The organism is Candidatus Methylomirabilota bacterium, assembly GCA_027293415.1.
Lineage (GTDB): Bacteria > Methylomirabilota > Methylomirabilia > Methylomirabilales > CSP1-5 > CSP1-5.
The window spans coordinates 66080-79508 of sequence record JAPUFX010000066.1; the positions used below are offsets into that span (position 1 = coordinate 66080).

Annotated in this window: 10 protein-coding genes and 2 tRNA genes; 11 read left to right on the top strand and 1 reads right to left on the bottom strand. The window is 57.4% G+C overall.

The annotated features are described in order from the left end of the window. Positions 1-72: 72 nt before the first annotated feature. The 11 genes from purB to O6929_05265 all read left to right on the top strand — a co-directional run bounded on the left by purB (position 73) and on the right by O6929_05265 (position 10899). Positions 73-1365 carry an adenylosuccinate lyase gene (purB, locus tag O6929_05215; protein MCZ6479792.1) on the top strand — a complete coding sequence of 431 codons (1293 nt, stop codon included), beginning with the start codon at positions 73-75 and terminating at the stop codon, positions 1363-1365. Between the two features lie 10 nt (positions 1366-1375). Then, on the top strand, positions 1376-2089 hold the full coding sequence (locus tag O6929_05220; protein MCZ6479793.1) for a phosphoribosylaminoimidazolesuccinocarboxamide synthase: 714 nt from the start codon (positions 1376-1378) through the stop codon (positions 2087-2089). 156 nt (positions 2090-2245) lie between these two features. Further along, positions 2246-2494: a phosphoribosylformylglycinamidine synthase subunit PurS gene (gene purS, locus O6929_05225; protein ID MCZ6479794.1), complete on the top strand. Its 249-nt coding sequence runs from the start codon at positions 2246-2248 to the stop codon at positions 2492-2494. Further along, positions 2495-3205, top strand: coding sequence for a phosphoribosylformylglycinamidine synthase subunit PurQ (purQ, locus tag O6929_05230; GenBank protein ID MCZ6479795.1), 711 nt, complete (start codon positions 2495-2497; stop codon positions 3203-3205). A gap of 3 nt (positions 3206-3208) precedes the next feature. Next, positions 3209-5434 carry a phosphoribosylformylglycinamidine synthase subunit PurL gene (gene purL / locus O6929_05235; protein ID MCZ6479796.1) on the top strand — a complete coding sequence of 742 codons (2226 nt, stop codon included), beginning with the start codon at positions 3209-3211 and terminating at the stop codon, positions 5432-5434. 10 nt (positions 5435-5444) lie between these two features. After that, positions 5445-6743 carry a homoserine dehydrogenase gene (locus tag O6929_05240; GenBank protein ID MCZ6479797.1) on the top strand — a complete coding sequence of 433 codons (1299 nt, stop codon included), beginning with the start codon at positions 5445-5447 and terminating at the stop codon, positions 6741-6743. Between the two features lie 100 nt (positions 6744-6843). After that, the gene (gene thrC / locus O6929_05245) at positions 6844-7932 is read left to right on the top strand and encodes a threonine synthase (GenBank protein MCZ6479798.1); all 1089 of its coding nucleotides are present in this window, start codon (positions 6844-6846) and stop codon (positions 7930-7932) included. 166 nt (positions 7933-8098) lie between these two features. Next, a tRNA-Gly gene (locus O6929_05250) sits at positions 8099-8173 on the top strand. Between the two features lie 11 nt (positions 8174-8184). Beyond that, positions 8185-8260: transfer RNA gene (locus tag O6929_05255), tRNA-Cys, on the top strand. A gap of 606 nt (positions 8261-8866) precedes the next feature. Next, positions 8867-10036 (top strand): hypothetical protein, encoded by a 1170-nt coding sequence (locus tag O6929_05260; GenBank protein ID MCZ6479799.1) that lies wholly within the window; start codon positions 8867-8869, stop codon positions 10034-10036. 512 nt (positions 10037-10548) lie between these two features. Then, the gene (locus tag O6929_05265; GenBank protein ID MCZ6479800.1) at positions 10549-10899 is read left to right on the top strand and encodes a hypothetical protein; all 351 of its coding nucleotides are present in this window, start codon (positions 10549-10551) and stop codon (positions 10897-10899) included. A 64-nt stretch (positions 10900-10963) separates the two neighbouring features. Here O6929_05265 and O6929_05270 read toward each other — a convergent pair whose 3' ends face one another. Beyond that, positions 10964-12793 (bottom strand): acyl-CoA dehydrogenase family protein, encoded by a 1830-nt coding sequence (locus O6929_05270; GenBank protein MCZ6479801.1) that lies wholly within the window; start codon positions 12791-12793, stop codon positions 10964-10966. Positions 12794-13429 lie beyond the last annotated feature (636 nt).

The following is a 13429-nucleotide window of genomic DNA, read 5'->3' on the forward strand; positions in this document are numbered from 1 at the left end:
CGCCCTGAGGGGTCCTCGTTCCTGCGGGTGGCCCCCACATTCCGTTCTGCCACGGATGGAAAGTACTCAGCGATGATTCGCCGCTACAGCCTTCCCCGAATGGCCGCGATCTGGGAGCCCGAGCACCAGTTTCAGGTATGGCTACGGATCGAGGTCCTTGCCTGTGAGGCGTGGGCGCAACTCGGAAAGATCCCTAGCCAGGCTCTTGAGGAGATCAAGGCCCGGGCTGCCTTTGATATCAGGCGGATCGAGGAAGTAGAGCAGACCGTTCGTCATGAGGTCGTGGCGTTTCTTACTGCCGTGGGCGAGCGGGTCGGTCAGCCGAGCTGCTACATCCATTTTGGCCTGACCTCTTCCGACATCATGGATACTGCCTTGGCCTTCCAGCTCCAAGAGGCAGCGGAGATCATTTTGGAGGACCTGGACGCCCTGCTTGGGACCCTCAAGAGCGTGGCCAGGACCCACAAGCAGACGGTCATGGTCGGCCGGACCCATGGGGTGCATGCCGAGCCGATCACCTTCGGTCTCAAGGTGGCTCGCTGGTACAGCGAGATGCTCCGAAACCGGGAGCGGCTTGAGCAAGCCAAGGAAGCCGTTGGCTACGGCAAAGTCTCGGGGGCGGTAGGGACCTACGCCCATCTCCCCCCCTCCATCGAGGCATACGTCTGTGAGAAGTTGGGGCTGAAACCGGAGCCGATTTCGAGCCAGATCGTCCCCCGGGACCGGCATGCCCAGTTCCTTGGAACGCTGGCGATCGTCGGAGCTACGTTGGATAACATCGCCACCGAGATCCGCCACTTGCAGCGAACGGAGGTGTCAGAGGCCGCAGAGCCCTTCACGGAAGGCCAGAAGGGATCCTCGGCCATGCCGCACAAGAAGAACCCCGTGACCTGTGAGCAGATCTCGGGGTTGAACCGGGTCCTTCGGGCGAATGCCATCGCAGCCCTGGAGAATATCCCTCTGTGGCACGAACGGGACATCAGCCATTCCTCGGTGGAGCGGGTCATCCTGCCCGACTCCACCATCCTGCTCGATTACCTGCTCACGAAGATGCGGGAGGTGTTGGAAGGGCTGCAGGTGTATCCTCAACAGATGGAACGGAACCTCCAGAGAACACATGGACTCCTCTTCTCCCAGCGAGTCCTCTTGGCGCTGACCGAGAAAAGGGTCTCTCGAGAGGTTGCCCACCACCTCGTGCAGCGGAATGCCATGAAGGCCTGGGAGGGGGAAGTGGATTTTCAGGCCCTCTTGTCGAAGGATGCAGAGGTCACCCAGTACCTTTCGGCAGACGAGATCGCGAGCTGTTTCGATCTCAAACCGTACCTGGAGCATGTGGACACCATCTTTTCCCGATTGGCCCTGTAAGGGGGGGATCATGGAGCGGCGCGGGAAGATCTATGAGGGTAAAGCCAAGATCCTCTACGAGACCGACAACCCGGATTTGGTGATCCAGTACTTCAAGGATGAGGCGACGGCATTTAACGCCCAGAAGCGGGGGATCATTGAACGGAAGGGGATCTACAACAACCGGATCTCGTCGGTCCTCTTCGAGTATTTAGGGAAACAGCGGGTCCGGACCCACTTCGTGCAGCAGCTATCCGACCGGGAGATGTTGGTCAAGCGACTCGAGATCATCAAGATCGAAGTTGTGATAAGGAATATGAGTGCCGGGAGTCTGTCCAAGCGCCTGGGCCTCGAGGAGGGTATGCCTCTCGCGGAGCCGGTCCTTGAGTTCTTTTACAAGAATGACGTCCTCAACGACCCCCTGATCAACGACGATCACGTTCGGCTTCTGAACCTTGCTACCCCGCAAGAGGTAACAGCCCTCCGAAAACGGGCCCTCCTGGTCAACCACCACCTCCGGGAGTTCCTTGATAAGTGTGATTTGATCCTGGTGGACTTCAAGCTCGAGTTTGGGCGCCATCACGGGCAGATCTTGCTCGGCGATGAGATTACACCTGATGGGTGCCGCCTCTGGGATAAGCAGACCCTCGAGAAGATGGACAAGGATCGATTCCGCAGAGATCTCGGCAAGGTGGAAGAGGCGTACCAGGAGGTGTACCGTCGTATCTGCGGCGACGGGGCGTAGGGGGCGGTTCGGGAAAGGCCTCCTCATCGTCCTCTCCTCCCTCCGAGGTCGGCCTTCCCCTCACCGCTGACGCGGTACTAGCAGCGGTCCACTTGAGGCATTGGAGTAATTGGAGTAATTTGGTGACAGCTGATCGCTGACAGCTCGGGAGACTGAATGATTCGGGCAAAGGTATACGTGACACTCAAGAGGGGCGTGCTTGATCCACAGGGCGAGACGGTCAGGGGGGCGCTCGAGACGCTGGGGTTTGCGGAGGTGCAGGATGTTCGGATTGGCAAGTTTATGGTGATCACCCTCAATGCGGTGAATCGGGAAGACGCCACGAAAAGTGTAGAAGAAATGTGCAAGAAGCTCCTGGCCAACCCGGTCATCGAAGACTACCGCTTCGAGTTGGAGGAAGGGTAGGTGCGATTCGCGATTATCGTCTTTCCCGGATCCAACTGCGAGCTGGATTGCCAGTGGGTGCTCCACAAGGTCCTGGGGCAAGAGGCAGAGCTCGTCTGGCATAAGGAAAAGGACCTGAAGGGTTACGATTGCCTGGTCTTGCCGGGGGGGTTTGCCCATGGGGATTATCTCAGAACGGGGGCCGTCGCGCGTTTCTCCCCGATCATGAAAGCGGTAGAGCAGCACGCTCGGGGGGGCGGATTGGTGCTCGGGATCTGCAACGGATTTCAAGTTCTCTGCGAGGCCGGACTCCTCCCCGGCGTCCTGCTCAGAAACACCAGCCTGAACTTTATCTGTCGGGATGTGTACATGCGCGTGGAGACCCCGGAGACACCCTTCACGGCCACCTGCACCGCACGGCAGGTCCTGCGCGTCCCCATCAACCACAATGAGGGACGGTATTATGCGGATGCCGAGACCCTGGCACGCCTGAAAGACAACGGCCAGGTGGTGTTCCGGTATGTGAATTCGGCAGGCGAAATTTCGGATGAGGCGAACCCGAATGGGTCGTTGGACCATATCGCCGGTGTCTGTAACGGACAGAGAAACGTCCTTGGGCTGATGCCGCACCCTGAGCGGGCGGCGGAAACAGTGCTTGGATCCGCGAGCGGCCGGATCCTTTTTGAGTCGATCATCAGCTCCGGTCAAGCCCTCTCTTCCACCAGTCGGTGACGCATGAAAGAACCCGCGATTACCCAAGAAACCATCGCCGCGCACAGTTTGACGCACGAGGAGTACCAGCGTATCCTCGAAATTCTGGGGCGCGAACCCACCTTTACGGAGTTAGGGATCTTCTCGGTCATGTGGTCCGAGCACTGTAGCTACAAGAGCTCCAAGGTCCATCTTCAGCACTTTCCCACCTCCGGGCCCAGGATCTTGCAAGGGCCGGGGGAAAATGCCGGGGTGGTCGACCTGGGGGAGGGGCTCACAGCCGTCTTTAAGATGGAAAGCCATAATCATCCTTCGTACATCGAGCCCTACCAAGGAGCGGCGACAGGGGTGGGTGGAATCATCCGGGACATCTTCACCATGGGGGCGCGTCCGATCATGCTCTTAGACTCCCTTCGTTTCGGCCCCCTGACCGAGGCCAAGAACCGGTATCTCATGGGTGGGGTGGTGGCAGGGATCTCCGGATACGGGAATGCGGTGGGAGTTCCCACCGTGGGAGGTGAAGTGGTCTTTGCCGACTGCTACAGCCATAACCCGCTCGTGAACGTGCTCTGTTTAGGGATCGCTCCCATCGATAAGCTCTTCTTTGCGCACGCCGGGGGGATCGGGAATCCAGTGATCTATGTAGGGGCAAAGACGGGTCGGGACGGGATCCACGGCGCGACGATGGCCTCGGAGACCTTTGACGAGAAGAGTGAGGAGCGCCGCCCCACCGTGCAGGTTGGCGATCCGTTCCGCGAGAAACTCTTGATCGAGGCCTGCCTGGAACTCATGCAGACTGATACGCTGGTTGGTGTGCAGGACATGGGAGCGGCCGGCCTCACCTGCTCGAGTTGCGAAATGGCCAGCCGGGGTGGGACCGGCGTCGAAATCGATATCCAGCTCGTTCCGCGCCGGGAAGAGGGGATGAGCCCGTACGAGGTAATGCTCTCTGAATCGCAGGAACGGATGCTGCTGGTGGTCCGCCAGGGGGCCGAGGCGACCGTTCGCGAGATCTTTGCCAAGTATGATCTCGACGCAGTGGTCGTGGGCCGGGTGACGGGCGATGGAGTAATGCGGGTGCGGGAGGGAAAACGCACCGTGGCCTCGATCCCGGTGAAGGCACTCGTGGACGATGCCCCTGTGTACCACCGACCACTGACCCGGCCCGCCTGGCAGGATGACATTCAGCGCCTGAACGTCGACGATATCCCCCTGCCTCGCGACTATGGAGACGTGCTCTTGCAACTGTTGGCCTCCCCGACCATCGCGTCGAAGGCCATGGTGTGGGAGCAGTATGATCACATGCTCTTTTTGAACACGGTGGTTGGACCAGGCTCTGATGCGGTCGTGCTCCGACTCAAAGGGACAGAGAAAGGCATCGCGGTATCCACTGATGGGAACGGGCGATACACCTTCTTGGATCCCTTCACGGGGGGGATGATTGCTGTGGCCGAAGCGGCCCGGAACGTGGTGGCAAGCGGCGGCGAGCCCGTCGCCATCACTAACTGTCTCAACTTCGGTGACCCGACGCGTCCCGAGATCTCCTGGCAGTTCGCCGAGGCGGTTCGCGGGATGGCGGCTGCCTGCCGCATCTTGCAGACACCGGTCACCGGAGGGAATGTGAGCTTTTACAATGAGACCATGGGAAAGGCCGTCTTCCCTACACCGATCGTGGGGATGCTGGGCATCTTGGCCCACATCTCGCACGCCACTACCCAGACCTGGAAGGAGACCGGGGACGTAGTGGTCCTCTTGGGCGAGACACGCGAGGAGTTGGGGGGGAGTGAATATCTGAAGGTCTGCCATGGGATGGTGCAGGGCCGACCACCGACCGTGGACCTGGAGTTAGAGCGCCGGGTCCAGGGATGCTGTTTGGAAGCGATCCGGGCCGGACTGGTTCGCTCTGCCCATGACTGCTCAGACGGGGGGCTCGCGGTGACTTTAGCCGAAGGGTGCGTCAGCAATCCCGATAAGCCGATCGGCGTCGACGTAAACCTGGCGGATTCCCTCCGTCCGGATGCGCTCCTTTTTGGCGAGAGCCAGTCCCGGATACTTCTCTCCCTCCGGGAGGCGGACTTGAATAGGGTCCAGGCGATCGCCGACCACTATGGGGTGGCGGTCACTCTGATAGGGCGGACGGGCGGCTCCCGATTCATCTGCAAGGGGCAAACGTTTCATCTGGACCTGCCGCTCTCCCTTCTCGATCAGGCTTGGCGCGGAGCCGTTCCCACCTACTTCGGACAGCGTTGACGGAGGAGGCATGAAGACCATCAATATCGGCCTCGTGGGTTTCGGGACGGTCGGAGTCGGGGTAGTGAGGCTGTTCCAGGACCAGGCCGTGCTGCTCGAGCGACGTGTGGGGGCGCGACTCCTGGTCAAGCGGATCGCCGATATCGACCTCGCGAGGGTGCGAGACGTGGAGGTGGATCCTAATGTCCTTACCTCGGATGCGCGAGAGGTCACCGAGGATAAGACAATCGACATCGTGATCGAGCTCATCGGGGGTACCACAGTGGCTCGCGACGTGGGGCTTGCGGCGCTGAGGAATGGGAAGCACTTGGTCACGGCCAACAAAGCCCTCCTCGCCACCCACGGCCTCGAGCTGTTTAGGGCAGCGGCCGAACACCGAGTCGATTTAGGATTTGAGGCCAGCGTCTGCGGCGGGATCCCGATCATCCGGGCGGTCCGAGAGGGTCTCGTTGCCAACCGAATCCTCTCCATTACCGGAATTGTGAACGGTACCTGCAACTATATCCTCACGAAAATGACGGAACTTGGAGCTCCGTTCGCAGAGGTCCTCGAAGAGGCCCAGGTCAAGGGATACGCCGAGGCAGATCCGTCGCTTGACATCGACGGCATTGATACTGCCCACAAGCTCCAGATCCTCGCCTCGATAGCCTATGGGGGCACCGTGGACTTTGATGCCATCCATATCGAGGGGATCCGCGAGGTCGACCCCGCGGATATCCAGTATGCAAAGGAGCTGGGATACCGGATCAAGCTGTTAGCCATCGCCAAAGAGGCCGATGGCAAGGTCGAGGTACGGGTTCACCCCACCTTGGTCCCCGAAGACCACCTGCTTGCCCCAGTCGGGGGGGTCTATAACGCCGTCTATATCGTGGGTGACGCCACCGGATCCTTGATGTTTTCCGGAAGGGGAGCCGGGCAGATGCCGACGGCCAGCGCCGTCGTCAGCGACGTTGTCGAGATCGCCCAGAACATCCTCCATGGGCGCCCGTCGAGACCATCGCATGTCCGTGAGATCGCCGGTGAGGGCTTGAGGATTCGACCCATGGAGCAGGTCCGGACCCGGTACTACCTGCGGGTGATGGCTGTCGACAAGCCGGGAGTTCTCTCAAAGGTCTCGGGGATCCTTGGAGAGCACGACATCTCTATCGCTTCAGTGATCCAGAAGGGGCGGCATGCCAAAGCAAGTGTCCCAGTCGTCATGATGACCCACGAGGCGGTGGAGGGAGCGATGCAAAAAGCTCTTGGAGGGATCAAGGCCCTCGATGCGGTGACGGGGAAGACGATCTGCATCCGTGTCGAGGAAGCCTGATAAGTTCACGGTTCAGAGTTCAGAGTTGAGAGTGCAGAGTGCAGAGTTCAGGGAAAGGATAACACCTTTTTTTTGCTGTTTCAGCGCTGAACCCTGAACCATGAACCCTGAACGAAGTATGGAGTTTGGCGTGAGGTGGCACGGCGTTATACATCGGTATCGGGATTATTTACCGGTGACGGAAAAAACCCCAGTAATCACCCTCCAGGAGGGAAACACCCCCCTGATTCGGGCGGACCGCCTCGGGGAAGCCCTGGATTCCCGGGTTGAGCTCTTTCTGAAGTTCGAAGGTGCGAATCCCACCGGTTCCTTCAAAGACCGCGGGATGACAGTTGCCATCAGCAAAGCGTTGGAAGAAAAGATGACCGCGGTCGTCTGCGCCTCTACGGGGAACACCTCCGCTTCGGCTTCCGCGTACGCCGCCCGGGCCGGGTGCCGTGCCTATGTCGTGGTCCCCAAGGGCAACGTCGCCATGGGGAAGATCTCGCAGGCCCTGGTGCACGGCGCGAGGCTCATCCCGCTGCAGGGCAACTTCGACGAGGCCTTCGAGATCGTCAAGGAAATCTCAGAAAAGTATCCGGTCGCCTTGGTCAATTCGATTAATCCCTTCCGCATCGAGGGGCAGAAGACGGCTGCTTTCGAGGTCTGCGAGCAACTCGAGAGAAGCCCGGACCGTGTGTTTATCCCGGTCGGAAATGCCGGGAATATCAGCGCGTACTGGAAGGGCTTTCGGGAGTACCGAGAGGCGGGACGGATTCAGGGCCTTCCCCGGATGATTGGCTGGCAGGCTGAGGGGGCCGCGCCGATAGTGCGAGGAGCGGTGGTGAAGCATCCCGAAACGGTCGCGTCGGCGATTCGCATCGGCAACCCCGCCAACTGGTCTATGGCGCGGGCAGCCATCGAAGAGTCCCAGGGGGAGATCGGGCTCGTGTCGGATGCCGAGATCCTCGACGCCTACCGACAGGTGGCCGAGCTCGAGGGGATCTTTTGTGAGCCAGCCTCGGCAGCCGCGGTGGCCGGTCTCATGAAGCAGTGTCGCGAGGGGAAGATCCCCCGTGGAGCCCAGGTTGTCTGTATCCTCACGGGACATGGTCTGAAGGACCCAGAGGTAGCACTCACCCGTGCACCACCGTTGCAACCAGTGGAGGCGAATCTTGAGGCGGTGGTCGAGGCGATGGGTCTCAATTGAAGGATGGCCCACTTGCGGTGGGTGAGAGCCTCCCTCGTTTTCGAGGATTATGAAGTCGAGAGCACGCGTGGAAGCAGAGAAAGGGCTTGACTCTCGTGGGGGCGAACGATATTTTAAATTATGCCTGGTTTCCAGGCCGTTTTCATCTTTTGAACGTGTTTTGCGGGCGGGAATAGCTCAGGGGTAGAGCATCGCCTTGCCAAGGCGAGGGTCGGGGGTTCAAATCCCCTTTCCCGCTCCAAAAAATATCGTGGCGGCGTAGCCAAGTGGCTAAGGCAGAGGTCTGCAAAACCTTTATTCCCGGGTTCGAGTCCCGGCGCCGCCTCCAGCATTTTCCCTTGCAGTTCCAAAGAGTTATCAACCCTCAGCTTCTCGCTTCCAAAGCGTTAGTGGGCCCGTGGACCGCCGTCCGGACTTGAGCCATTATCCGCAGATGCTTTGGCTGGGCTCGTCATCCGCATCAGCGCAGTCCCCTGGAGTCACTACGGTTTCACTCTATGCAAGAATTTCATACGAGGGATTGGGAGAGATAAATCTTTAGTTCTGCTACACCTAACCGGATCAAATTCAAAAGACCCTGATGCACAAGATTCATATTTCTTCAGACCGATTCTCGCGGTGGCCACGTCACTCTACGTCGGAAAAAATCATCGCAGTCCTTTTCAAACCAGAGGCTTAGCCCATCACCCGTGGCGTCCTGCCCCGCATTGGCACGTCCCCTGCTGCTGGCCTGTCACTCCGGGCACAGAGGTTGATGCGAAGCGTGTCCCTGCGGGTGTTTTCATGATGAGTCGAGCGTGTCCCCGGCCCCTGAAGAATTCATTGACGCTGAAGGGGCACCCTTGTTATGAAACTCCGGTGGTCTCGTCCTCCCTGCTCCTCCGCCGCTGGGAAACGTTTACCTCGTGACTCGGAGAAGGATGGTCTTCAGAGAATGAAGGGGTTGAAAAAAGAAGAGGGAATCGCGTTCGTCATCACCCTGCTGATCATGACCCTCCTTTTAGTGATGGGGACTGCCTTTTTAAGTATCTCTTCTACGGAAACCCTCATCTCCATTAACGAACGGAACCGGTTCCAGGCCTCCCACGTGGCCGAGGCTGGGTCTGAAAGGGCAATCGCCGAGTTGAACGTCAACGGGGCGTATGCGGGGACTGGAGGGGAGCAGGCCCTCGGTTTCGGCACCTACGAGGCGACGGTGACTGACCTTCTTCCCCTTCCCGGCATCGTGGATCGGAAGCAGGTCGTCTCAATGGGGTATGTCCCGAATAGCGCTGTACTCAATTCGGCGATGGCACAAGTTCAGGTCGACGTACAGCGCGGCTCACCATTCAAGTTCGCCATGCTCGGTATAGACTTCGTGAACTTGGATGATCGCGTGGTGGTGGACAGTTACGACTCAGCCCAGGGGGACTATGATCCTTTGACCGCCGGAGCGAAGGGAGATATCAAAAGCAATGGCGACATCAACCTGGATACGAATAACATCGTGAAGGGCAGTGTCCAGGCGGGGGGTGACGTCACGCTCGGGTTTGATACGAACATAACGGGCCCGATCACCGATGGAGTCTCGCCTACTACCTTCATTGCAGTGAACACGAGCTATCAACCTACCAATTCGAATGACACCGGGATCTCGCCACCCGGCGCTTATGATTCTGGAACGCGTAATCTCTTTGTAGCCAACACGGTGACGCTTGACCCCGGCACCTATTATTTCAATCGAATCGATCTGAACGCTGGGGCGACCCTTGAGATCTCTGGCCCTGTAATTATTTACATGACTGGTCCGATACATGCAGTGGGAGGGGGGATGATCAACACGAGCAAGAATCCCACGAATCTGCTTATCTTCTCCTCTGCGTCTGGTTTCAACGCAATTGAGTTGGATGTGGGCACAGGCGAGTTTTATGGGGCCGTTTATCTTTTAGATGGCGAGTTTGACATCGATGATAGCAACTGGAAGTTTTATGGTTCCATCATCGCGAAGGAAGTGGACATTGACGATGACGTAGAGGTCCACTACGATGTAGCGCTTGCGAAACTTTCTATCCCTGCCGGCAAGTTCCGGCCGGCGGCCGGCACCTGGAGAGAACTGTTTCCGTAAGAAATAATCGCGCGATCTTCCTCATCGACATATCCTTTCCTCGCATGCAACGCAGTCCATATCGAAACAGATCACTAATTGGCGAATATCTCAGCGCCGTCCCAGACAGCCACGTCATGCTCTTTCCGAGTAGGCAGGTTTCCCAGAAGTTGCCCCCGTGCTGATTCTCGAACCCTCATGGACACCGGATGGACTCCCTACCGCTTGACATCCCGAGCCCGGTCGGAGATACTTACGCCCCCCAGGAGACGAAGATGGAACCGGGGTGTAGGGACAGCCGCGGGCCACATCCGGGCACAGTAGACGGCGCAGCAAGCGTTCAGACGCCTTCTCGGGCGAAGCACGGCCCGCGAGGGCGTTTTAGCTACTTGCGAGAGACCTCCAAGACCACACGTAGTATGTGAGAACCGGAAGGGCACGGTCATCTACGAGTTGGAAACCACGACATGGTAGGGAGAAAGACAGCTTGATAAAAAGACGCGGGGATCTGCCAAACCGCACGGAGGGGACTCATGGATTATCTTGAGCAGGGCATGTCGGGCCTGACGGACCTGATGGATCGGTTCGCGAAGGAGATCCGGGCCATTTCGGAAGACGCCGTCAGCAGGGACCAGAAGCCTTCACCGGAGGACCTCCGGCGCAAAGTTGCCGAGGCCCAGGAGCGTATCGCTCGGGAAGCCACGGAGATCTTCGGTCGCCTGGAGCGCGAGTTAGAGTCTAAGCTCAACGAGATCAGGGGGATGATAGAGCGCCTGGTGCTGCTCAAGGAGCTCGTCCACTGGACGGTTGGTCACGGGAAGACCTCGTCCCGCGAGGTCACCCAGGAGCTGATCAAAGAACGGTTGAAACGAGAAAGCCACTAAAAAAGCATATCCAAGAGATGGTCGAGTGCTCAGGGTTTATTCATGACCCACGGTCACCGCGGGGCTATTGCATCGCGGATATATCGTTCTTAATAATCCCTTCTTCAAGCCACTCCGCCTCCCCTTTTAAGATTCTCTTTACAATCTTATAGACCCGTGTGTCGTCCTTATTAAAAATACTCTTTCTGAGTGACGATGCAGGCTGAATGGTTTGCTTGGCATCATGGCAAAAGAAATCGGCCAATTCTCTGGAGAGAGGCTTCTCTGTTACCTGCGCGGATGTCGCGTAAGCAGACGCCGCCGCTGCCGCATACAAATTAATGCTGGCATCCACAAATTTCTTCAGCAGCAGCTGTTTATGCTGCAGGGCCGTCTGATAGTACATGGTGCCAAATACAGCGAGTCGAGTCAATTGCCGGGCCATTTTTTGCGTATGTTGAGAGCCCGAAAAAGGATTAACCCCCCGTACTAACATTTTGGCATAATAGGAAACAGCGGATGCTTTCTCACTGACCCTCCCGTATTTCAGATTTATACCGTGCTTAAAGTATTCTGCAAGACATTCCCTCGCAATCCACATTCTCATTATCTCGCTCGTGCCTTCCCAGATAAGATTAATTCGCGCGTCTCTCATCATCCGTCCGACCGGCATCGGCAGTTCGTTATGGCTTATCAGCGAATACGTCGTTTCAAAACCGCGGCCCCCTCGAATTTGAAGAAGATCATTTACGGAATCCCAAAGCCATTCAGTCGCAAGGATCTTTGCGGCGGCTGATTCCAACCGCACATCTTGCTTTGAATCGACCCCCACTCCGGTCATCTTGACGATTCCTTCAAGTGCTAATGTACGAGCAGCCATACGGACGATTTTCTCTGAGATTAATCCGTGCTCGCCGATCGACTTTCCCCACTGCACTCTCTCTTTTGCCCACAAGCGGCTGAACCATAAGCACCTTTTCAGCGCGCCGAGACAGGCAGCCGGGAGGGTCAGCCGTCCGATCGTGAGCGTAGTTAACGCGATTTTTAATCCATCGCCTTCGTGACCAAGTAAATTGTCGGTAGGCACGTATACGTGCGAGAAATCGAGGGCGCCGTTATAAATCGCCCTGACTCCCTCAAACCTGAGCCGTGCTAGGACCTTGCACCCATCCGTCTTCGTCTCAACAATAAAAGCACCGAAGCACTTTTCAGCACCAGAATTATGAAGTTCCTCTGGATCGTCTACAATTCGTGCAACAACCACCAAAAGTGTAGCTAAGAATTCGTCATTATTCTTCGGAGCATTTGTCGTATAGAGTTTTCTCCCATTCAAGCGGTACCCAACGGTCTTTCCATCTTTTTTGACCCGTACTGCATATGTGAGGATTCCAGATATATCGCACCCTGCTGTCTCCTCGGTCAACGCGAAACCGGAGATTTCGCCATTGGCCAGACGCGGCAATAATCGTTCCTTTTGTTCGGGATTGCCGAATTGCTTTAATGGTTCGGGAACCCCGATCGAGTTGTGGGCGGAAAGAAGGGCGGTCAGAGAGGCATCGTATCCTCCCAAAAGGACGCCTATGTGGTGGTAATCGGACTGGGATAATCCCTGTCCGCCGTAGGATACGGGGATTTTGATGCCGAAGGCTTTCATCTTCTTCAAGTCAGAGATTAGTGCGTCTGAGATCTCTCCTTCTTTATCGATCAGCTCCGGATCAACTTTGTCAATGAGAAACTGTTGGAGTGTATTGAGAAAGGATTGCGCTTGGTCGCTGGGTTCGGGGTAATGGAGAGGAAATGAGGTCGACCTCACCTCAGCTTCAAAGAGACCAGCAAGGAAACCTTCGTGCTTCTTCCGTTCACGAGAAGCTTCTGCGACATCGAGAGATTGATCTAGGGTTAACTTCTTTGCCATTGGTCCCCGTTCCCTCGGCTAGGAGGGCGCCGAGCTATGCAAAGTGATATCTAATATTTTTGGTCACAACACGAGATACAAAGTATGCAAGAAATGGACCCATGACCGGAGTCAGGTTTTGCCGGTTGGGCCTGTCCGTCACACCGGTTCAGAACCGTCTGCGTCTTTTCCCTCAGTTGACTAAGCACCTGTAAAGTGTGAGCGGGCCATGATCTATTGCCGAGACGTGTCCTGTGGATGAGTGGGGTCACACCACGGATCACGTGAATGAAGATGGGGGGAGGCGAGCAAAATCGTCCTGTTTTATTTGGCCTCGTTCTTGCACAAACCCGCATAGGGACAGTGTTTTTAGGGGCGGAGCGCTGGGAGGTTTGATCCACATCCACCATCCCGTGGATTACCGGCGGGATCCCGTGGGCCGAGACGTGCCGCAAGCAGGTCAGCAGTCGCAGGACCGGATGCCGATGCAAGACGGTCGCCCGGGCAGGCGTGATGCCGCTTGCCCCCCACACGATTTACCCCGCCAGGTGCCCTGCTCCTGCCGCGCGGTGAAGGGCAGCTTTCCGGGATGTTTTTCATATGGCACTGTACAGTGGTGAGCATCTCCCGTGGGAGCAATCGAGTCATGAAGACCAT